The following is a 21,766-nucleotide window of genomic DNA, read 5'->3' on the forward strand; positions in this document are numbered from 1 at the left end:
AGGTATCGACCCTATTTTCATTATTTACAAAATAACTTTCTTTATATTATTAATACTTACTTACAAATTAAAACTTTTAATTTTATTTAATTAGAAAGTATCTGTAGAATTAAAATTAGACATGATTTAATATGCCGTAAAATTATTTCCAAGTTTGTTTTACGGTTAAGTCAAAATAGGGGGTTGGAATATGGACTTAAAGTTATCTGGAAAAAAAGCACTTATTGTTGGAGGAAGCCGTGGGATTGGTAAAGCTACTGCCCGCCAGTTAGCTCTGGAAGGTGTAGATTGTACGATTTGTTCAAGAAACGAATCCTCACTAAAAATTGCGGCAGAGGAATTAACCCAAGAAACAAAAAGAAATATCTATCCGATTGTGGCAGATACTACTGATCCTGACTCTATCCTAAATTTAGTTGAAAAATCAGCAGCAGCAATGGGAGGCATCGATATTTTAGTCAACAGTGGAGCTCGTGTTGGCGGCTTTGAGCCAGAAGATTTTAATAGTATTAAAGATGAACTTATTTTGAAAGATTTTGAAGAAAAGTATATGGGCTATTTTCGCTGTATCCGAGCTGTAGCTCCCTATATGATAGAAAATAATTGGGGACGTATTATAAATATAAGTGGTCTGGCTGCTAGAATTGGCGGCAATTATTTTAGTTCCGGTCCACGTAATGCATCTGTTGTCCATTTAACAAAATCCGCATCATTGGAATTAGGAAAGCATGGAATTAACGTCAATGCTGTTTATCCAGGGATTGTCGATACGGAAATGTTTAGAAACCGAGTCACTAACGAAGAGGCTGTGCGTCAGATGGCCTCACTCAATGCAATCGGCCGCTTGATTACAGTAGAAGAAATTGCTAATGTCATTACCTTCTTGGCTTCACCTTTGGCGGCATCGATTACTGGTGATGTCATTTCGGTAACCGGCGGAATTGGAGATACCGTTTTTTACTAAAAAGCTAGGATAGATATTGTAACTGTATCGTAGATTACCAATAATAGTGTATTTAAAAACGAGCCTCGCTAAAAGCTAGAGCTCGTTTTTTAGAACTTTTTACCTCAATCTATCCCTACTGTATATTTAGCAGTATTCAAGAACTTGTCAATCTTAGAAACAGTTGATTCAATGTTCTTAGAGAAAATAGCCATGTTTGCAAAAAAGCCGTGGATCATACCGAGTTCACATGCATATTCAGCTTGCACACCAAATTTTTTCAGACGTTCAGCATAAGCCATCCCTTCATCCCGAAGCACATCATTTTCTGCCGTGATTACGATTGCTGGCGGGAGAACACTTAAATCTTCAGCAACCAAAGGAGAAGCGTATTCATTATAACTGTCCTCATAACTTCTTAAATAATGCTCACTTCTTCATCCGTATACCTTTCCATTGGCAATCCACGAATTAATAGAAAACCCCTCCCATTCTCTAATTCTTCCACAAAGTATGCAATTTCGTCAGAAAGGTCTGGAATGAGAAAGTCTTCCTTGTTAAAATTAGGTGCTTTTAAACCCTTTTGTTTAACAAGAAATAAAGTGCTTTTGATGTATATGATAGCAAACAAAATACATTTCTCCTCAAAAAAAAGACAAACCCGCATCTCAGGTTTGTCTTTTCAATCATTTTTTATTTAATCCTTTCCCACTTAAAAACTCTTTCATATGCATTCTCTTCTCTTTTGACATAAATGTGCTCATTGATTCCGTCCATGTTACGTTTTTTTGATTTGACGATCTTTCTTTGTAATACGCACTCATCGTTTCATCATATTCGTTTAATAATTCATCATATTTCTTTTCATCGTATCCATTTTCATGAAGAATTGCCGCTACTGGTAATCTTGGTTTTACTCCATGATCTTCATCTGGTACGCCGACTGTCATTCCGAATACCGGATATACTTTATCCGGTAAATGAAGCAATTCACTCACTTCTTTCGGGTTATTACGAATTCCGCCAATATAACAAATGCCGTATCCTAAAGATTCAGCTGCAAGTGCTAAGTTTTGTGCAAAAAGTGAAGCATCTACCGTCGCAACGATAAAGTCTTCCACTCCTTCATGTTTTATCTCTGTACCATGTTTTTCACATGCCATTTCAAGTCGCTTTAAATCTGCGCAACAAACAAAAAATGCCGCGCAGTCTTTCACGTGACGATTTCCAGAAAGCTCTGCTAGTTTAGCTTTTAGCTCTTGATCTGTTACATATATAACAGAATATGCCTGTACAAAGTGCGAGGAAGCCGCATGCTGAGCAGCTTGCACCATTCTTTCTACTATTTCTTTTGAAATTGTTTCTTTTTTATACTTACGAACTGAAACATGTTGCTCCATCTTACGTATCATCTCATTCATGAGGGTCACTCCTTTTTTCTCTTCATAATGAAAAATTAACATATATTTTTTATTATTCACAACTTATAAGCACGAAAAGAGCAATTCTTTGTGAATTACTCTTTTTATAATGTCTATTAATACGGTATATGAAATTATATCGACTTATCAACAAATAACGACAGGCTTATATGCTGTTATTCAATTTTTGTTAAATTGCTTTCAAAACTTTAATACCTTTAACGATGTTCCAAATAAAGTAGTAAATCCCTACAAGAATAAACACCGCATACGTTATAACCATCCCAATTCCAACGCTCTCAGACTGATTGAAACTTAAACCGTATACTCCTGAGAGTGCTAATCCTCCAAATAAAATTGCGTACGGGAAAACATGTGACCAAAATGCTTTTTTCGCATGATATTTCACTTCATCTTCCGCAACAAAGTACACGATAATTGGCAGTAAAAATGGTGCAAAAAAGATACTAAAGTAACAAAGCGAAGATAATATATTATTCCCTTTCATACGATTCACCTCTAAAGTTTTTTGTTACCTTCATTATGTCAGGAAACCACTTTAGAAACTATCGCTTTACCTTTCATTAAGATGACACATTTGTAAGATTTATCTTAATGTAAATCCCACCTGAAATTTCAGGTGGGATTTAAGTTGATTATATTCGATTTAATAACCAATATTGTGTGATCGCTAAATATTCTCGAACGTTCGATTGAATAATAATTGGCTTCGGTGTTTTCGCCGGAAGACCTTCTAATGTCAATCCTTGTTTTTCTGCAATCTTTTTTGCTCGGAACATATGAAAATCGTTCGTTACAATCATCCCTTTTTTCATATGTTCAGGGATAAGAGGTTTTGAAAATTTAATATTTTCATCTGTGCTCGTCGAACGGTCTTCCATTATAATGCGGTCTTCTGCAATATTTTGTTTCATTAATCCTTGTTTCATCGCTAATGCTTCTGTAATATCTTCACCTTTTCCTTGGCCTCCAGATACGATAGCAATTGTTTTATCATGTGATTTTAAATACTCAGCTGCTTTATCAATACGATATTGCAATGAATAAGACGGTTTCGTTCCATTTACTTTCGATCCGAGTACAATAATGTAATCAGCATCATCAGGCGCTTTCATATGTCCATACTTATAAATATTATATTGCAAAAAACCTGCATAAACAGCACCAATCATCAAGATTACTAAACTATACTTTATAATTTTTTTCTTTAACATTCATATATACTCCTATTTTTTCTATTTATCATAATATCCACTGATTCATTTGTATACAGATAAATTCCAATTCAGCATAAATTACCCTCTAAAGTAATATTAATCATATCTTTGGGAATAGTAAGTACAACTTCGCACGAAGGAGTGTCCCTATTGCTTCTCTTTTTATTTAATGTATCGTTCTTTTTCATCTTATTTTTACTATCACTTAAGCTACTTGGGAAATCTGCATTGGCACAACTAACTCCTCATGATTTTGGGGCTATTATCTTTTTATCTTATTTAGCTTTTCAAGCCATACCAGTCGCTGGTGCTTTACAAGCATTTCTCGGTATGGTCGTTATTACATGTTTGCATTTACTTCTTACAAAATTAAGCTTACTCAACAAACTAAATCGTTTTATTCTCGGACACCCCATTATTTTAATTAAACATGGTGATATTATTTTTGAGAACTTACAAAAAAGTAGATATCCAATACCCGAATTGCTTTCTAACCTTCGCGTTGCCGGATATCCAAGTGTTCATGAAATTGAGTACGCTATTTTAGAAGCGAATGGGGCCATTAGCATTTTACCAAAGCGAGAACTTGTACCATTAACCCCAAAAGATATGAATATAGATGTTAAGTATGCAGGATTACCAATTGCTCTTATCGTTGATTCACAAATTCAATACGATAACTTAAAGTTAATCCATAAAGATGAACAGTGGTTATATAAAGAGTTAAAAGAAAAAGGCATCACAAATATTAAAAACGTTGCTTTTGCGTCTGTTCAAGAAACGGATGGATCTTTTGCGATTAGTTTAAAAGAATGAAAAAATCCCCTTATTTGTTCAAGGGGATTTTCTTCACTATATTGCTTCTTTCTTTCCTGCCATATTTAACGGAACAGGATGTTTCATACGATTCATCGTAAATACGATAATCGCTGTCAATACTTCAGCTACTGGCATAACGAGCCAAATTCCATTTACACCAAATAATTTCGGCATAATCCATAACAATGGAATAATAAATAGTAAACCACGGCTCAAAATAATAAGAACTGATTTTGTCGTTTGTCGCACTGATTGAAAATACTCTCCATACACAATGTTATAGCCTAAAAATACATATTGGATAAAGAATAAACTAATACCTGTTAATGTTAACTCCAATAGTTCTGGGGATTGAACATCAAACAAACCAATTATATATTTCCCGAAGAATAAACCAACAACAATTGCTACGCCTCCGAGTATAACTGCAATTTTTACAGCTAACCGTAATCCTTCACGCAGTCTTTCTGGTAAATTTGCACCATAATGGAAACTAGCAATAGGTTGTAATGCGGCACCAACACCGAAGAATAATAGTAGTGTCATTGCATGAATACTATTGACCATCGCATAAGAAGCGACACCTACTTCTCCTGCATATTGAACAAAAGCGATATTAAAACCAACCGTTACAATCGCTACTGTAATCTCAGTTGTAAAACTTGGGAAACCAATCACCATAATTTGTTTAACCGTATCCCATTCAAAATGGAATTTCACCCACTTTAAAACACTACTTTTTCTAAAGAAGTGAGTTAATAACACTAGGAAACCAATTGCTGCTGAAAGAATAGTTGCTGACGCAGCACCTGTTACGCCCCATCCAAAGATGAAAATAAAGATATAGTCAAAGATAATGTTCAATATAGCTGTTACGACAAGACCTGCCATTGCTAAATTAGGATTTCCATCGTTACGTATAAATGTACTTAAAATATTTTCTAAAACATATATCATTCCAAATGTTAATAACACGTGTAAATAATCTAACGCATATGGTAAAATCACTTCATTTGCACCGAACAGATATGCTAAATCTTCTATTCTCCATAAGCAAATAGCCGCTAAAACACCTACGATAATAACTGCCACTGTCATAGATTGAGTAAAAATAGACCTTGCTCTTTCTAATTTATTTTCACCCAGTGCGATGGAATATAGCGTTGCTCCGCCCATTCCAATCCATAATGAAATGGAGAAGAAAATTGAAAACGCTGGAACAGCCACGTTTACTCCTGCTAAACCGTTCGCTCCAACTCCTCTACTAATCATGACCGCATCAATCATAATATTCACTGACATTAATACCATCCCAAGAACTGCTGGTATTAAATACGAAATAAATAAACTTTTTATCGGTTTCTCTCTTAACTTTTCTGTTGCTTCCATACTAATATGCTCCTTTTTCTCAACGCTCTGTTCACAGTTTAAACCTTCAAGTAACTTGAAGGTCAATAGAGAATTGAAAAATAGGCAACTGAATTATATCAATAGGTGTAAATCTGTAATCAATTCAAGGGGTTTCACCTTATTTTTTCACTACAGGAATTTGAATTTCTGTTACTTGCTCCTCTGGATTTTCTGTTACAGACCAATCAATTAATCCAATCTCAATTGAATCTCCGTTCACTTCGTATCCTTCTTTATCAATATGTTTGAATAACTCCTGATATGTTATTTCTGTTTCTTCATATGGTCCATAGTGATACGCACACGCATATATACCAGCTTTAATTTCATCTGAACTATGTACTGGATAAGGCATATAATCCAAAAGAATAAAAACACTACTATATGCTTGAAATTCATTTTTCATTAATGCATTTTTTGAAATTGTTACACCGATATCCCCTGAAAATAGATTATTATCAATTTGCTTCATATTTTTTTGCAACGAATGGATATAATATTCAAACATATCATCCGTTGTATTCGGTGCAACCGCAATCGCTGTTATTTTTCTCTTCGGTATTTTTTTAATAACAATTCGATCTGTTTCCACTTTCGTCGCTTTCTTTATTAAATGAATCCTATGTTCCATTTTTGCCAAAGCATACTCGATTTCTCTTTGCTTTTTCAGCATCATTTCTTGTTGTTTTTCAAGTAAATCCAGTGCATAAGACGGGTTTCGTTCATCAATATATTTTTTGATTTCCTTTAACGGGATATTCAATTGGCGTAAAAATTTAATCATATCTAATAGTGAAAACTGATCAATTGTGTAGTAGCGATAATTGGTTTGCGGATCAACAGTTGACGGATGAAAAATTCCTTTCTCGTCATAATAACGTAATGTAGATTCCGCTATATTATGCATTTTCGCCATTTCTCCAATGGTAAAACGTTGATTTAATAACATTTTTCTTTCTCCATTCATTATATGTAAACTTTATTACTTCCTATTATATAGCTATATCCCCCATTTCTAAAACGAATCCTCTCATTAAAATCTGCTATTTTTTCATTGATTTTTAATAAATTTTATTATATATTAATTACAGGTTCAAATTACGAGTTCAAAAGAACTTGTAATCAGACCCTTTGTTTAATGGGTTTTACATATTTTCATTAGGCAAATTCCGAGAAATCGTTTAATAAAAATACAAAGTGATAAGGAGAGGATTAAATGGAATTCGAATTTTTCTTTCAAATTGCACTTATTTTATTAAGTACAAAGCTTGCTGGTGATCTTAGTGTTAGATTAGGTCAACCTTCTGTACTAGGTAAATTAATTGTCGGTATCGTTATCGGTCCAGCTGTATTAGGTTGGATTGAGAATTCAGAACTTCTAACGCAATTAAGTAATGTCGGAGTTATTCTTTTAATGTTTATGGCTGGACTTGAAACAGACTTAGAGGAATTAAATGCAAATCGTAATTCTTCTTTAGCAGTTGCACTCGGTGGTATCGTTCTTCCATTCGTAGGTGGTTACGTTTCTGGTCTTGTTATGGGAATGGAACAAGGGAATGCTGTATTTTTAGGATTACTTCTATGTGCGACAAGCGTTAGTATTTCCGTTCAAACACTTCGCGATTTAGGAAAGATGAAAACACGTGAAAGTACTACTATGCTTGGTGCAGCTGTATTTGATGACATTCTTGTTGTTATTTTATTAGCATTTGCAATGAGCTTCTTAGGTACAGATGATGTTAATTTAACAATGGTTATCTTGAAGAAAGTAGTATTCTTTGCTTCTATTATTTTAATCGGATGGAAAGGTGTTCCAGCGATTATGCGTTGGTTATCACCACTACGCGTATCGGAGTCTATCGTTAGCGCAGCACTTATCATCTGTTTCTCATTCGCATATTTCGGCGAACTATTAGGAATTGCTGGTATTATCGGTGCTTTCGCAGCTGGTATCGCAATTTCTCAAACGAACTACAAACATGAAGTAGAAAAGAAAGTAGAACCAATCGCTTACGCTATGTTCGTACCAGTATTCTTCGTTAGTATCGGTATGAATATTACATTTGACGGTATTGGTGATCAAATTTGGTTCATTTTAGCATTAACAGTAATCGCTGTATTCACGAAACTAATCGGTTGTGGATTCGGTGCAAGAATGACTGGATTTGATGCAAAGTCTTCTGCAATTATCGGTGCTGGTATGGTCTCTCGTGGTGAAGTTGCACTTATCATCGCAGGAACAGGACTTTCTTCTGGTCTATTAGCACAAGACTACTTTACAGCAATCGTTATCGTCGTTATTTTAACTACGATGATTACACCACCAATGTTAAAATACACTTTTGGTGCAAAAGATAAAGCAATGAAAGCAAGTAAATAACTTTACTATAAAAAAAGGAGATTACTATCTTATAAGATAGTAATCTCCTTTTTGTTTTATCTTTAAACAATCCCGTTCTTTTTTAACCATTTTTCAAAAATGGTTCGTGCTTCTTCATCATCTATATCATCACGAAATGAATATACTTTAATGCCATATTCATCTATATATTCACCTAGCTTCATTCCCTCCACTTTTTTGTAAAAATCATCTGCCTCATAGTGTGGAATATAGGCATCCCAAACCGGCTCATTTATTCTTTTGTACGCCGTCACTTCTAAATCATGTCCATCTTCATAGTATCCGATGTGATAATGTTTGTTAGGATCATATTTATCCATTAAAAGCCCCTCCTAATAAATAAAAGCGAGCCTTATCTTTCAGCTCGCTCCTTTCGCTCTATTTATTAAATACGTTCCATTGCCGTCTTCAACGTTCCAACAATGAAAGCAATTTCTTCACTTGAAATAATAAGTGGCGGTGCTAATGTTAATACGTTATTATACCCCGCTGTTGTCATACCGTTGCGTCCGATAATGAGCCCTTTTTCTTTACAAGCATTTACAACACTTGCAATTTTGTCGTTATCAATTGGCTCTTTCGTCGCTTTATCATTTACTAGTTCGATTCCAACTAATAGCCCTTTCCCTCTAATATTTCCAACAAGTGGATGTTCTCCGATTTCTTCTTTTAATTGATTTAATAAAAGCGAACCCATTTGTGCAGAGCGCTCAATTAAATTTTCATTTTCCATAATCTCTAAGTTTTTAAGCGCTAATGCACAAGCCGCTGGATTGCCACCAAATGTATTAATATGGCGGAAGAATTCATATTCTCCTGTTCCTTTAAATGCCTCATAAATTTCTTTTTTCACAGCTGTTGCTGATAAGGGTAAGTATGCGCTCGTAATACCTTTAGCCATTGTAATAATATCTGGCTTCACATCATAATTCATAAATCCAAAAGCTTTTCCTGTACGCCCGAAACCGCAAATAACTTCATCGCTAATGAGTAACGCCCCGTGTTTTTGACATGTTTCGTGAACAGCTTTCATATAGTCTTGTGGCGGCATTAAAATACCTCCACCTGTAATGATTGGCTCCATAATAAATGCTGCTATCGTTTCACTTAATTCCCATGTCATAACACGATCGACTTCTTTCACACACTCTACATCATAAATATTTTGTGATTCCATTTCTGGCATACGGTAACAATCTGGAGGCGTTACATGTAAAAACCCTGACGCAAATGGCTCATATTGGTATCTACGCTGTGCTTGTCCAGTCGCTGCCATCGTTGCCATTGTGTTTCCGTGATAACCACGATAACGTGACATAAATTTGTAACGATGCGGTTCACCTTTTTGAGCATAATATTGTCTTGCTATTTTAAAAGCTGTTTCATTCGCTTCTGATCCACTATTAGAGAAGAATATAACATACTCTCCACCAAGCCACTCGTTTAACTTTTCAGCGAGCTTAATTGCTGGTTCATGTGATTGTGACATCGGAAAGTATGATAATGTTTGCAATTGCTTATAAGCTGCCTCTGCGAGCTCTTTTCTTCCATATCCGCTATTTACACACCAAAGACCACTCATACCGTCTAAGTATCTTTTTCCTTGTATATCTTCAACCCAGCACCCTTCTGCCTTTGCCCCTACCATTGTACTATTCGGACTAAAGGGGCGCATTCCGTGCCAAACATATTGCTCGTCTTTTGCTAATAATTCATCTGTTTGTTTTGTTTTCATCATTTCTTCCACCTTCCATAACAACTTATTTTTCACAAAGCTGCGCTGGTGCCATGATGAGTTAAATCTCTCCCTGCTATTTTCATTCCACAAAACCAAGACAAATCCTACCAAAAATAATGTAATATTTATCCCGCATTAACGGGCAGTAAAACTCCCACCCAAAAATTCAGCTGGAGCAAAGAAGTTAGGTGGGAGATTAACTGCCCATAAACGCCCGATTAGTGAAGGCTAATAATCAGTGTGGGGGGATGAACAATCCCCCACACTGATTAAAGTTTCACTTTATAAGAAAATGACAAAAATAAGAGGAGCTTTTCTTATATTTCGAAAAGCTCCTCTTTTTTAATGTGTAGATGCATCACTAATTCCATGACCAGTATTAGATTTCACAAGAATTTCATCAAACTTCGCTGCATCTTCTTTCTTACTAGAGAAAACAGTTCCTAAATATGCTGCAAGGAATCCAAGCGGAATAGAAACAATTCCAGGTGTCGTATATGGGAATATCGCTTCCCCAACAAAAATAGCTTTTCCAGCTACAGGGTTCCAAACGTTTGGACTTAACGCTACGAGAACGATTGCGGATACAAGACCGATAATCATACCACAAATTGCACCCGTTGTATTAAAGCGCTTCCAATATATTGTAAACAATATAACTGGCAAATTGGCACTCGCAGCAACTGCAAATGCTAGTGATACTAAAAATGCTACGTTTAATGTTTGAGCAAATAAAGCAAGTATAATAGATACTATTGCTACTCCAATAGACGCATAACGAGCCATTGACACTTGCTCTTTTTCTGTTGATTTTCCTTTTCGAATAATCTCGTTATAAAAATCATGAGCAAATGCGGAAGCCGCTGTTAATACAAGACCTGCTACTACAGCTAAAATTGTTGCAAAAGCAATCGCCGATACGAATGCGAATAAGAAATCTCCACCTAGTGCTTTAGCTAATAAAGGTGCTGCCATATTACCGGCTGGATTTGCTTTAATAATTGCCTCATTCCCTACAAACGCCGCTGCACCAAATCCTAAGAAAATCGTCATAATATAAAATGCTCCAATTAACCACGTAGCATACACAACTGATTGACGTGCAGTTTTTGCATCACGTACTGTAAAAAAACGGACAAGAATATGCGGTAATCCTGCCGTACCAAGAACTAGTCCTAAATTTAAAGAAAGTGTATCAAGACCATCTTTATACTTTACTCCTGGATTTAAAAACGATTCCTTCAATGGAGTAGCTGTTTTCATTTGTGCGAACATTTCTGTCACACTAAAATTAAATTTTGCGAAAACGATAACAGAAATGATAAATGTACCCGCCATAAGTAGTACAGCCTTTACAATTTGTACCCAGCTCGTAGCAGTCATACCACCAAAAATAACATAAACTGTCATAAGTGTACCAACGATTAAAACGGATGTCGTATATTCAATTCCTAATAATAATTTAATAAGTGCACCCGCACCAACCAATTGTGCAATCATATAAAAAATCGAAATCGTCATCGTATTAAGTGCTGCAATACCGCGAACCTTTTTCGCATCAAAACGCGCCGCAATCATATCCGCTAACGTATACTTCCCTAAATTTCTAAGCGGTTCTGCAACTAAGTATAATACAACTAAGTAAGCAACTAAGAAACCTATACTATAAAAGAACCCATCAAATCCTGTTAAAGCTATCGCTCCGGCGATGCCAAGAAATGACGCCGCAGACATATAATCCCCGGCAATAGCCAGTCCATTTTGCCAACCAGTTAATCCCCCTCCAGCCGTATAAAATTCACTCGCATTTTTCGTTTTTTTTGATGCAAAATAGGTTATGACGAGCGTACCAAGAACAATAATTAAAAATAGTGCAAACGCAGTAGTATTCAAATTCAGCCCCTCCCTTTTTGCATATTTTGTAGAATTTTTTGCGACATTTCATCAAAGGATTCCGCCTTTTTGCTATAAATCATACATAATGCCCATGTCATTATAAATTGCGCAAAAGCAAATACCCACGCCCATGTCACATCACCAAATACCGGTGTATTGAGCACCTTTGAATACGATGTTAAAATAGGTAATGTAATAAAAAAACTTAAAAAGAAAATACTCATCGGAATGATAAACTTCTTTTTCGTATTTAATAACAATTGAAACTCTTCAGACTGAACAACTTCTGTATAATTCACCTCATTTTGTAACTTACGTGCTGACGTATCATCTCGTTTCATTCTCTGATCCCCTCTCTTACTTAAAATACAATTCCCCCTTGCATACATAAAGACGAAATTTTATAAATATTCAGAAACCTATTTCTATTTTAGACAATCCATACATTCCTGCAAAGATTTTTCAATAGACATTTTTCGTCAATTTCTCTTAAATTTTTAATATACTTTTTCAAAATAAAGTGAAACCTCAATTACTTTTTCCCTCATTAAGAAAGAAGTAGTGCTTATCGCACTACTTCTTTCTTTGTCTCCTTTTCTAAATTACGAGCTGTTTCACTTAATTCAACGTCTTTTCCATCTTTAAGCGTTCCAAATATAAAATCGAATACTGGATTTGAAACTCCGAACCAAAACTTTTCATTTTTATAATGGTGTAATATGTGCTGTTTTTTTAGCCATCTTCCAAACTTAGTGAAGGGACGAATCGGTTTATGTGCAATATAATGTTTCCATTCATAAACGAGGAGCATGATAATCATTCCGATTCCAAATGAAAGTGTAACAGTAACACTTTTTGTAATACCGTACGATATAAGTAAATATATAGTAAAACTAGGTATACTAAACCATACAGGCAAAAATAAAAGTTTCAAATCATCTGGATATACGTGATGATCATAATGTAATCTTCTTAACATTTTTAATAAAAATGCGTTTTTAGGCGGCTTTAAATGAAATAAAAAACGATGTGTCATATATTCGTTAAACGTATAAAAAGCAATCCCAAACACACACGCTAACATACCTATCCAAGTGAAAAATTGCATTTTTAAAATAATGATAAAAATAAATAGAATACTATACATAATAACAATATCATGTTGTAAAAAGAACTCCTTTACCACTCTCTTCATCTTTCTTCCCCCTTTTCCCAAAAAACAGCCGTAACATATCGTTACGACCATTTCTTTTCTATTTTATTCTTATTCTATTCACTTTACAAATTTGCCTGCTGTTCTATTGTCGAGAAAAAAGTGTTCGGACCAAATATATTTTGCTTCGGGATAATGTGTTCTACTGCAAACACCGTTACTTCACCCCTTTGTACTTCTCCAATAATGAGACCAAATACTTCATGATTTACCGCAAACGTTGGTTGTTTCGTTTGCAGCAACCTTGCTGTATTTTTAAATACCGCTTCATATAGTGGATTCCTATCAGTAATTTCTTTTCGGATTTTTGGTGCTAATGTGATGATAATTTCTTTTCCGTCAATAGTGGTTCGATACATAAAAATCTCCCCTTCAATCTTATGTGAACAACTGTAAAGCTTTGTATGCAAAATGGATAGAATATCCTACTAAAATAATACCTGCTCCGGCTGTAATATAGCCAAGTGCTTTTTGTTTTAATAAAGTCCTTCCAAAATGTACAGAAAAAGCAATATTTAAGTTCCACAAAATAATACCAATAATAATGCAAAGACTGTACAAGAAAGCTTCTTGTTTCGTTACCTTTGTAAGCAATGAGCTAAGTGTACTTCCGTATATGCCAAACCAAAAAACAAGATTTAATGGATTGGATATCGCAATTAAAAATCCTGCCATAAACGATTGTTTAAGGCCACCTACCTCTTCTTTTTTATATTCCATATTCGAGTGGGAAATTCCTTGTTTTACACTTTGAAATCCTAAATAAAACAATAAGAAAAACCCAGTGCAGTACATAAAAGCTTGTACATATGTATACATAAACACAGAAGATAAACCAAAATAAATAAGAAGCATAAACAAAATATCAGCAGTCATGCCTCCGATTCCAACAATCCACGCATGCCAAAATCCACGTTCAATTCCCCGTTTTAACATTTCAATATTAATTGGACCTACCGGTGCAGCTAATGAAATACCTAATACTATTTGTTGTATAATTGCTCCAAACATCGCTCTATCCTTTCTATTTCTTTTACTATTAAGTAATGATGCAAATATAGAAAATAGACTAGCTTTCATAAAAATTATTCACTAATACAATACCCTTTTTTATCCAAAATATACAAAAGAGCCATCCAGTTGATGGCTCTTATTTCTCTACTCTATAATGAAAAGGACATTTACCTTTAATCGGCTCAATATCATCCCCTATGAAATATTGTTTCCATTCACGATGATTAGGATCGCCGTAGTGACTAATGTTAGGGTGCTTCGGCAACTGATCCCACTTTTCAACTCGTTCACGGACCATTTGTCTTGAATAAGCCCCTTTAGGACGATCTCCTTCTAATCCATCGAAAATAGTTCGTGGCTGGAATCCAATAACGAGAGAATTTCCTAAATGCCTAGTCTTTCGCTGTTTATAAGCTGGCGCATTCCCAAACGCAAATATCGGTTCACCACCAAATGAAAATTCCCATAAATAATGATCTGGATCTGTTGGGATTTGCTTTGGCCATAATTGATTATCTTGTTCATGCAAATATTGTAGTACTTTCCAAAAATAATCTCGATAATATTCGATTGATTTTTCTTCACATTCCGGTTCCACAAAAAGAAAAAATCCCCTTCTTACAATCGGCCGCTCTCTCATTAACTCTAAAAAAGATAACATTGTATTGGGTAAATGTCCCCAATCATTATGAGAGAGAAATGAATAACGAAGTTCATTCTTTTTCAAAGCTGTTAAACCGAAATAACACGGAAAAGTTGGTTCTAACACGACACTCGAAAAATTATGAAATTCTTTTGCAACCCAATTTGGTATGTCGATTCTATTCTTCATTCCTTCATTATCTAATAAATAAGACTCATCCATTCTTTCACCTCATTATGTACAGCATTCACTTAAGAATATTACATACTCGGCTTGTCCTATACCTTTTTAAAAATCCGAGAAAAAATTATTTAAAAATACAAAATTTTAAAACCGCTTACTTGACTAAATTCTACCAATTCGTGTATATTTAAATTAATCATTTAGCAGAATATTCAAGAATATAGCATTTTTTATTTATATTATTTTTTTAATGAATTTCACTAAATGAAAAAAGGAATCGTTTTTAGGAGGAATTGTGACATGCAAGGAAAAGTAAAATGGTTTAACAATGAAAAAGGTTTTGGATTTATCGAAATGGAAGGCTCTGAAGATGTATTCGTACATTTCTCTGCTATTCAAGGCGACGGCTACAAAGCTTTAGAGGAAGGTCAAGAAGTATCTTTCGACATTACTGAAGGAAACCGCGGACCTCAAGCTGCTAACGTAGTAAAACTTTAATCCAACATATGACAGGAGGTTACCTTACTTGGTAACCTCCTTTGTTTATTCCTTTGTATATTTCCGTTTTACAGAGCAAAAACTATGTGAAATGCGCACTATACAAAGGAGGAATTATTAATGGGATCAGAAGTAAATGATTTTGAAGAAGTAAAATTCCGTGTAGAAACTGCACAAAAGATGGTAGGTTCTGCAACAATTTCAATGGATCCAGACACATTAGAGCATGCTACTACTGCTGTAGAAGCAGCTCGTTCTCAGCTTGAAATTATGAAATCTGTTGCGGTAGATTTAGATGAGCCATTTCTAATGAATGAGGAAAAGAAATTAAGCAAATGCGAGCAGCAATTACACGAAGCGAAGCATTAAAAAAACATCCAGAGAAAATTCTCTGGATGTTTTTTCATGACAATTGCTCCCCATACTTTTTCAATTTCTCTCCAACCGTACATTGCCGTATACAAAAAGAATGGGCATAGTATTTACTATGATTTTTCCGATTATGATTCTGTAAGAAACATCCTTCGCAATACGTCTCTAATAAGTCATTTACCTCTGTAATGAGTTGCTTTTTATTCACCTTTGCACCTCTCTATTCGGTTATTTCTTTATGACTGTCAATTGCCGTCCCTTCTAATGCTTGCGTTGCTAATTGATGCGCCTCTTTATTTTGTTTTCTAGATATCGGTTCACAAACAAGCTTTAATTTCATTTTCTTCGCTTTTTGTTCAATTTGATCTAAGTAATGATTTAAATGTTCATCATAGCAAGGCCATTCACCAGCTAATTGCTGCAGTACAACTTGAGAATCTCCCCGAAGTGTAACTGCTTCATATTTAATTCCTAATTCCTCGAGTGTATTCATCCCGTATAATAATGCTGCATACTCCGCTTCGTTATTATCATATATGCCTTCTATGTATGCGTTGCGACGAATTCGATAATTTGTATTTCCTTTTTTATAGTATACACATATGCCAACCCCAGCTTCTTTCGTCTGCACATCATAACCACCATCAAAATAAACTTGAATTTCTTGAGGTTCTTCCTCCACTTGCTTACTCAGTTTTTTCATTTCTTTTAATGACCATTCTGCATCCATTTCATCGTAAAATAAAAGTTCTTTCACCCTACCTGTTTTCTCAAAATCCTCCGCGAATTGAAGCACTTCTTCTATGTTCATATAATCTGTTGTTAATTCAGTTTGTAAACCACGCTTCGTTTTATACAGCCAATGTATTTTATATTTCATACTAGATTCCCCTTATAATAAGACTTCTTATATGTAGCCAGCTAATGAAAGCCTCACTTTATTTTATTATATTGTATCAAGAGTCACAGCATTATATTCAATGCGATTACATACAAAAAGAGCTATCCCTTTAGGAATAGCTCTTTCATCTATTACATAAATCTTTCAAATTGTACTCGTTTATTAATCCAGTACATTACAGGCATACCAATTGCCATGACAACAAATTCACCAATGGCACATGTTAACCAAGTCAACATAAATGGTAAATCAAATGCAAGATGAAGTTCAATTGCAATCATAAACATTGTAATTGTAAAAATAACTGTATTAAAAATCATACGAGCCCAAACACCTTTAATAAAGCGCATAGAAATAATAGTTGCAAGTAGTGCAAGAATTGATTGCCCTACTCCAAATACTAAATCGTAAGCGATCATTGGTGAGAAAAAGAGATTTGTTAAAAATACACCTAATACAATTCCGTAAATTGCTTTCTTATTGAATACAACGAGATGATTAAACATCTCTGAAATACGAAACTGTATATTCGTAAAGCCAAATGGCTGAATAAGCATAGAAACAGCAATATATAATGCCGCTAAAATACCATTACCGACTAATGTTCTTATATTCATGACAAAATCTCCTTAGTTTTTTTACGTGGGATGGTTTCGAACCACGTTATTCGTTTTTTAAGCAACAAGATTATATTCTACGCAATACACACTCTTTCGTCAATAGTTTCCTATCATTAACTACCTTTTTTCTTTTAGACAACGTATAATAAAACATATGAAAGTTTTAGGAGGTTTCACTTCATGACAGCAACAATTCAAAATGAAAAAGTGATTGTTTCCATTTCTGACAAAGGTGCAGAATTACAAAGCATTCGCTTAAAAGAAGATAACACTGAATATTTATGGCAAGGCGATTCTACTTATTGGGGGCGCCGCGCACCAATTTTATTCCCAATTGTCGGCCGATTAGTAGATAATACATACTACGTAGATGGCGAACCATATTCTTTAACACAACACGGCTTTGCTCGTGATCTTACATTCTCTGTAAAAGAACAAAGTGAAACGAAAATCACTTATATTGTAACTAGTAATGAAGAAACATTAAAAAAATACCCATACGAATTCGAATTACTCGTTTCTTATGAAGTAGACGAACAAAATATACATGTTACATATGAAGTAAACAATCCTTCTTCAAAAGAGATGTTCTTTTCAATCGGAGCACACCCTGGATTCAATTTCCCATTAGTAGACGGCGAATCATTTACAGATTATCATCTATCATTTAATGGTTCAGAACGCTTAGAAACAAGTGTACTAGAAGGACCTTATCTTTCAAGTAAAAAGCAATTAATCGCTGAAAATACAAATGAATTACCACTTACATACGATTTATTCAAAAATGACGCACTTATTTTTGAAAATATGAATACGAATGAGATTTCGATTCGCTCACATAAACATAATAAATTTGTAAAAGTAGAATTTGATGGGTTCCCATTTGTCGGCGTATGGACACCAGGCGAGAACGCACCTTTCTTATGTATTGAGCCTTGGTATGGGATTGCTGATGAAGTAAATCCAGCAAAAGATTTCAAGGAAAAAAAAGGAATTCAATCTTTACAAGCGAATGAAACATTTACATGTCTTTATAGTATTACAATCGGCTAAGTTACTCTATCCCCTACTTAAAAGGAAACATATAAGTAGGGGATCATCTTATCATTTGGAGGTTTCTCATTTTGATTGAAGTATATATTGATGGTGCATCAAAAGGAAATCCTGGTCCTTCTGGTGCAGGCGTATTTATTAAAGGGGTTCAACCAGCTGTACAATTATCATTGCCCCTTGGGACAATGTCCAATCATGAAGCAGAATACCACGCTTTACTTGCGGCATTAAAATATTGCACGGAGCATAATTATAACATTGTCTCTTTTCGTACAGATTCGCAACTTGTCGAGCGAGCTGTCGAAAAAGAATACGCAAAAAATAAAATGTTCGCACCACTATTAGAGGAAGCACTGCAGTACATAAAAAGTTTCGATCTCTTTTTTATTAAGTGGATTCCAAGTAGTCAAAATAAAGTAGCTGATGAATTAGCTAGAAAAGCTATCTTACAAAATTAACGGGGGTATGAGTGTGAAAAAAGGGTGGATTGCTCCTCTCGCATTATTATTCGTCTCTTTTATTTGGGGAGCTACGTTTGTTGTCGTTCAAAATGCTATGTCTTTTGTTGGACCATTTACTTTTAATGCTATTCGCTTTTTATTCGCTGGAATTATTTTATTATTCGTTCAAATTATTTTCTCTCAAAAAACTTCAAAACAAGACATAAAACATAGTAGTCTTGCTGGGCTAATTGTTGGATTTTTCTTATGTGTTGGGTATTTATTACAGACATTCGGTTTACTCTATACAACCTCTTCAAAAGCTGGTTTCTTAACAGGACTTAGTATCATTATGGTCCCAATCTTGTCTTTTATCTTTTTAAAACAGCGAGCTACAGTTTTCATCGTACTTGGTATTGCTGTGGCAACAGCAGGTTTATACTTATTAACCGCTGGTGATTCTTTTCAATTAAACATTGGAGATATACTCGTTCTCGGTTGCGCTGTCGCTTTCGCTGCCCATATTCTTGTTAACGGTTTCTTTTCTAAGAAAATATCACCTTTATTACTAAGCACTTCTCAAGTATTAGCTGTCGGTATATTTTCTTCTATTTGTGCTTTTTTATTTGAAGATTGGGAAAAATTATTTTCAGTATCACTATGGACAAACCATTCCTTTTTATTCGCTCTATTTCTAACTTCCCTGTTTGCGACAGCAATTGCCTTTTTCATTCAAACATCTGCACAAAAACACACTTCTCCAACGAGAGTAGCCATTATTTTCGCAATGGAGCCTGTTTTTGCAGCATTAACAGGCGTTCTAGTAGCAAATGAACAGCTTTCTATTTCTGCTGTTATTGGATGTCTATGTATTTTCCTAGGTATGATTTTTGTTGAATTACCTTCAAAAACCAAAAAAGAAGCGCGGGCTGCGTGAAGTTACGCTTGTAACTTCCGCATAAAAGCCTTAGCGCTTTTTTTATCTGTAATCTCTTCTTCTTTCAATCGTTCTAATAATGCAACAAAATAACTACCATCAAACTGTAACTGATGTTTAATCGTCGCCTCTATTGCTGCGTTCACAATTCCATCAGATGAACCAGTATAGCCTTGTCCGAACATAATAAATCCTTGTGCTTCCTCTGATAATTTAAATCCTTTCGTATGTAAGAATGAAAGATAATCTTCTACTGTTTGCATGTTATTCCCACCTACTCAAAAATTCTCCATCTCCTATCATACATGCTTTTATACGCTATGAGAATGAAATTTCTTTGACAACTTTGTAAATCAATCGTCTACTTCGCTTGCAATGGAGGATTTCCTTACAATATGAAAGAATATGTAAAGTGGAATTTATTTCATATAAAAGGGGATACAAAATGAAACAAGCACTATTAATTATTGATGCGCAACAAGAATTAATTGATGGAAACGAAGAAGAAAATGAAGTGTTCCGTAAAACCGATTTATTAGCTACACTAAATACAGCTGTACAGAAAGCAATTGATTCAAATGCCCTTATTGTTTTCGTAAGAGATACTGATGTTGCTTCTGGTAGCGGCGTGGGCTTTGAAGTACATAATCAAATTCAAGTACCTCAGTCTGCAATCCTTATTAATAAAGCAGCAACAAATTCATTCTACGGCACTTCTTTACTTGAACTTTTAAAAGAAGAGAAGATTAATCATCTCGTTATAGGTGGATGTAAAACAGAACATTGCATTGACACCGCTGTTAGGACGGCAACTGTACAAGGATTTGATGTTACATTAATTAAAAATGGTCATTCAACAAATGATTCTAATGTATTATCTGCACAGCAAATTATCGAGCACCATAATAAAACTTTACACGGTCATTATAATGTTGATCATTTTTCAGTTGTTAGAGATGTCGAGGAAGATCTTTTTCAACCTATTCATGACCAATATCGTGATTAAATTAACTAAAAAAGAATCCTTACGTGAAAAGGATTCTTTTTTTATCCAAAAATTTGCGCTGCAATACTGTATAGTTTTCCATTTCTCCCCAAAAATTGACCGCTATTTTTCATCATAATTGGTGGTGTATGAACCTTTTTAAAACCAACACTCTCTAAGTCTTTTAGAAAATCGTCCTTTCCTTCTGATACATCCATTCTTAATTTACCATTATGCCCTTTTGCTAAATCATGTACAATTCTCATTGCCATCTCATCATTTTTAGCAACGACTGGCCCTATTATTTTATTTTCTGGCGTTTGTATACTCATACCATATGCTAGTACATTTTGTTCTTTATCCTTCAGAACGATACACTGCTCACTTTGCATAATTCTTTCCTTTAAAAACTCTCTTCTATTTGTTCCAAATGCATCTTCATCTATTTTTATTATCCCTTCTAAATCACACTCTTTATAATTCATCATATACTCTTCATTGCCTGCACACGTATAATTCACATTGTAAGAGTTACATATGTATTTAGAAACATAACTAATAGCCCTGAACCCTAGTTTTTCATATAAGGGCTTCCCCTCATCCGTAGCAATAAGCATAATTGGAACATGAGCTGATACGCTATTCATGCATGAATGCGTTATCGCTTTTCCAATCCCTTTCCCCTTATAATCCGGATGTACAATCACCATACCGATAGACGCTAATGTCTCCCCATATAATATAATTGCCGCGCTAGCAATAAGTTCCTTTCTCTCATTCCACACACCGTATACAATGCCTGAATTGAAGATTGTCTCAATTTCTTCTGTATTATAATCCCAGCCAATATAAGAAGATAACACGATAATATCTTCTATATTTTCTTTTTTAAGATATTCCACTCTCATTCCTAATTCAATCATTCTCCATCTCCTTATCTAGACGTTTGAATCATTCTTTACGAATCAACTCGTACATGTTTCTCTTCATCGTTCGTACACATATCCTATTTTGACCAAGACTATAATGTAAATGAGGTGA

Annotated in this window: 29 protein-coding genes and 1 riboswitch; of the genes, 9 read left to right on the forward strand and 20 right to left on the reverse strand. The window is 34.7% G+C overall.

Annotation, left to right across the window (positions count from 1 at the left end; all coding sequences use genetic code 11):
* The first annotated feature begins 190 nt into the window (after positions 1-190).
* Entirely contained in the window at positions 191-964 is a 774-nt protein-coding gene (locus KI356_RS00680) for an SDR family NAD(P)-dependent oxidoreductase (protein ID WP_212934561.1), read from the forward strand.
* A 104-nt stretch (positions 965-1,068) separates the two neighbouring features.
* Here KI356_RS00680 and KI356_RS00685 read toward each other — a convergent pair whose 3' ends face one another.
* The 5 genes from KI356_RS00685 to KI356_RS00705 form a co-directional block, all read right to left on the reverse strand.
* A complete protein-coding gene (locus KI356_RS00685; protein WP_238486164.1) occupies positions 1,069-1,323 on the reverse strand; it encodes an alpha/beta hydrolase fold domain-containing protein in 255 nt (84 codons plus the stop codon).
* A gap of 38 nt (positions 1,324-1,361) precedes the next feature.
* Positions 1,362-1,574 (reverse strand): TauD/TfdA family dioxygenase, encoded by a 213-nt coding sequence (locus KI356_RS00690; protein WP_238486165.1) that lies wholly within the window; start codon positions 1,572-1,574, stop codon positions 1,362-1,364.
* Positions 1,575-1,629: 55 nt separating this feature from the next.
* Positions 1,630-2,364, reverse strand: a complete 735-nt coding sequence (nfsA, locus tag KI356_RS00695) for an oxygen-insensitive NADPH nitroreductase (protein WP_128281570.1) — start codon at positions 2,362-2,364, stop codon at positions 1,630-1,632.
* A gap of 190 nt (positions 2,365-2,554) precedes the next feature.
* Positions 2,555-2,872, reverse strand: a complete 318-nt coding sequence (locus KI356_RS00700) for a magnetosome magnetite crystal formation protein family (protein WP_128281571.1) — start codon at positions 2,870-2,872, stop codon at positions 2,555-2,557.
* A 148-nt stretch (positions 2,873-3,020) separates the two neighbouring features.
* On the reverse strand, positions 3,021-3,599 hold the full coding sequence (locus KI356_RS00705) for a YdcF family protein (RefSeq protein WP_128281572.1): 579 nt from the start codon (positions 3,597-3,599) through the stop codon (positions 3,021-3,023).
* 153 nt (positions 3,600-3,752) lie between these two features.
* On the opposite strand from KI356_RS00705, the gene KI356_RS00710 reads away from it, so the two are divergent.
* Complete coding sequence (locus KI356_RS00710; RefSeq protein ID WP_128281573.1) at positions 3,753-4,418, forward strand: DUF421 domain-containing protein; 666 nt, start codon at positions 3,753-3,755, stop codon at positions 4,416-4,418.
* Positions 4,419-4,454: 36 nt separating this feature from the next.
* Here the strand turns inward: KI356_RS00710 and KI356_RS00715 are convergent, their stop codons facing one another.
* The gene (locus KI356_RS00715; RefSeq protein WP_212934562.1) at positions 4,455-5,810 is read right to left on the reverse strand and encodes an MATE family efflux transporter; all 1,356 of its coding nucleotides are present in this window, start codon (positions 5,808-5,810) and stop codon (positions 4,455-4,457) included.
* A 139-nt stretch (positions 5,811-5,949) separates the two neighbouring features.
* Positions 5,950-6,780, reverse strand: a complete 831-nt coding sequence (locus KI356_RS00720) for a MerR family transcriptional regulator (protein WP_212934563.1) — start codon at positions 6,778-6,780, stop codon at positions 5,950-5,952.
* 267 nt (positions 6,781-7,047) lie between these two features.
* Here KI356_RS00720 and KI356_RS00725 point away from each other — a divergent pair, with 267 nt between their 5' ends.
* Positions 7,048-8,211 carry a cation:proton antiporter gene (locus tag KI356_RS00725; protein ID WP_128281576.1) on the forward strand — a complete coding sequence of 388 codons (1,164 nt, stop codon included), beginning with the start codon at positions 7,048-7,050 and terminating at the stop codon, positions 8,209-8,211.
* A 62-nt stretch (positions 8,212-8,273) separates the two neighbouring features.
* Here the strand turns inward: KI356_RS00725 and KI356_RS00730 are convergent, their stop codons facing one another.
* From KI356_RS00730 to KI356_RS00765, 8 genes are all read right to left on the reverse strand, one after another.
* A complete protein-coding gene (locus KI356_RS00730) occupies positions 8,274-8,552 on the reverse strand; it encodes a DUF3986 family protein (protein WP_128281577.1) in 279 nt (92 codons plus the stop codon).
* Between the two features lie 65 nt (positions 8,553-8,617).
* Complete coding sequence (locus KI356_RS00735) at positions 8,618-9,967, reverse strand: aspartate aminotransferase family protein (RefSeq protein ID WP_128281578.1); 1,350 nt, start codon at positions 9,965-9,967, stop codon at positions 8,618-8,620.
* Positions 9,968-10,312: 345 nt separating this feature from the next.
* A complete protein-coding gene (locus KI356_RS00740; RefSeq protein WP_212934564.1) occupies positions 10,313-11,863 on the reverse strand; it encodes a solute symporter family protein in 1,551 nt (516 codons plus the stop codon).
* Positions 11,864-11,865: 2 nt separating this feature from the next.
* A complete protein-coding gene (locus KI356_RS00745; protein WP_002117853.1) occupies positions 11,866-12,207 on the reverse strand; it encodes a DUF485 domain-containing protein in 342 nt (113 codons plus the stop codon).
* A gap of 224 nt (positions 12,208-12,431) precedes the next feature.
* Entirely contained in the window at positions 12,432-13,061 is a 630-nt protein-coding gene (locus tag KI356_RS00750; protein ID WP_088058032.1) for a sterol desaturase family protein, read from the reverse strand.
* Between the two features lie 83 nt (positions 13,062-13,144).
* Positions 13,145-13,438 (reverse strand): cytoplasmic protein, encoded by a 294-nt coding sequence (locus KI356_RS00755; RefSeq protein WP_212934565.1) that lies wholly within the window; start codon positions 13,436-13,438, stop codon positions 13,145-13,147.
* Between the two features lie 19 nt (positions 13,439-13,457).
* Positions 13,458-14,090: a LysE family transporter gene (locus tag KI356_RS00760; RefSeq protein ID WP_002117845.1), complete on the reverse strand. Its 633-nt coding sequence runs from the start codon at positions 14,088-14,090 to the stop codon at positions 13,458-13,460.
* A 139-nt stretch (positions 14,091-14,229) separates the two neighbouring features.
* Positions 14,230-14,958 (reverse strand): YqcI/YcgG family protein, encoded by a 729-nt coding sequence (locus KI356_RS00765; protein WP_128281581.1) that lies wholly within the window; start codon positions 14,956-14,958, stop codon positions 14,230-14,232.
* A 261-nt stretch (positions 14,959-15,219) separates the two neighbouring features.
* Here KI356_RS00765 and cspB point away from each other — a divergent pair, with 261 nt between their 5' ends.
* Positions 15,220-15,417, forward strand: a complete 198-nt coding sequence (gene cspB, locus KI356_RS00770; RefSeq protein WP_128281582.1) for a cold shock-like protein CspB — start codon at positions 15,220-15,222, stop codon at positions 15,415-15,417.
* A 120-nt stretch (positions 15,418-15,537) separates the two neighbouring features.
* Positions 15,538-15,786 (forward strand): DUF2564 family protein, encoded by a 249-nt coding sequence (locus KI356_RS00775; protein WP_128281583.1) that lies wholly within the window; start codon positions 15,538-15,540, stop codon positions 15,784-15,786.
* A gap of 34 nt (positions 15,787-15,820) precedes the next feature.
* Here KI356_RS00775 and KI356_RS00780 read toward each other — a convergent pair whose 3' ends face one another.
* From KI356_RS00780 to KI356_RS00790, 3 genes are all read right to left on the reverse strand, one after another.
* Positions 15,821-15,997 carry a zinc-finger domain-containing protein gene (locus KI356_RS00780; RefSeq protein ID WP_033711748.1) on the reverse strand — a complete coding sequence of 59 codons (177 nt, stop codon included), beginning with the start codon at positions 15,995-15,997 and terminating at the stop codon, positions 15,821-15,823.
* 12 nt (positions 15,998-16,009) lie between these two features.
* Positions 16,010-16,669: a ribonuclease H family protein gene (locus KI356_RS00785; protein WP_212934566.1), complete on the reverse strand. Its 660-nt coding sequence runs from the start codon at positions 16,667-16,669 to the stop codon at positions 16,010-16,012.
* A gap of 152 nt (positions 16,670-16,821) precedes the next feature.
* A complete protein-coding gene (locus KI356_RS00790; RefSeq protein WP_128281584.1) occupies positions 16,822-17,307 on the reverse strand; it encodes a QueT transporter family protein in 486 nt (161 codons plus the stop codon).
* A gap of 6 nt (positions 17,308-17,313) precedes the next feature.
* A riboswitch (PreQ1 riboswitch) is annotated at positions 17,314-17,358 on the reverse strand.
* 132 nt (positions 17,359-17,490) lie between these two features.
* Here KI356_RS00790 and KI356_RS00795 point away from each other — a divergent pair.
* The 3 genes from KI356_RS00795 (at position 17,491) to KI356_RS00805 (ending at position 19,740) form a co-directional block, all read left to right on the forward strand.
* Complete coding sequence (locus KI356_RS00795) at positions 17,491-18,363, forward strand: aldose 1-epimerase family protein (protein ID WP_212934567.1); 873 nt, start codon at positions 17,491-17,493, stop codon at positions 18,361-18,363.
* Positions 18,364-18,434: 71 nt separating this feature from the next.
* Complete coding sequence (locus KI356_RS00800; protein WP_000573873.1) at positions 18,435-18,821, forward strand: reverse transcriptase-like protein; 387 nt, start codon at positions 18,435-18,437, stop codon at positions 18,819-18,821.
* A gap of 13 nt (positions 18,822-18,834) precedes the next feature.
* Complete coding sequence (locus tag KI356_RS00805) at positions 18,835-19,740, forward strand: DMT family transporter (protein ID WP_212934568.1); 906 nt, start codon at positions 18,835-18,837, stop codon at positions 19,738-19,740.
* Between the two features lie 2 nt (positions 19,741-19,742).
* Here the strand turns inward: KI356_RS00805 and KI356_RS00810 are convergent, their stop codons facing one another.
* Positions 19,743-20,003, reverse strand: a complete 261-nt coding sequence (locus KI356_RS00810; protein WP_002117829.1) for a DUF6123 family protein — start codon at positions 20,001-20,003, stop codon at positions 19,743-19,745.
* 182 nt (positions 20,004-20,185) lie between these two features.
* Between KI356_RS00810 and KI356_RS00815 the strand changes: the two genes are divergently transcribed.
* Positions 20,186-20,746: an isochorismatase family protein gene (locus tag KI356_RS00815; RefSeq protein WP_212934569.1), complete on the forward strand. Its 561-nt coding sequence runs from the start codon at positions 20,186-20,188 to the stop codon at positions 20,744-20,746.
* Positions 20,747-20,787: 41 nt separating this feature from the next.
* On the opposite strand, the gene KI356_RS00820 is transcribed toward KI356_RS00815, so the two are convergent.
* Positions 20,788-21,648, reverse strand: coding sequence for a GNAT family N-acetyltransferase (locus KI356_RS00820; protein ID WP_212934570.1), 861 nt, complete (start codon positions 21,646-21,648; stop codon positions 20,788-20,790).
* Between the last annotated feature and the right edge of the window lie 118 nt (positions 21,649-21,766).

The sequence above is a fragment of the Bacillus hominis genome, from assembly GCF_018332515.1.
Lineage (GTDB): Bacteria > Bacillota > Bacilli > Bacillales > Bacillaceae_G > Bacillus_A > Bacillus_A hominis.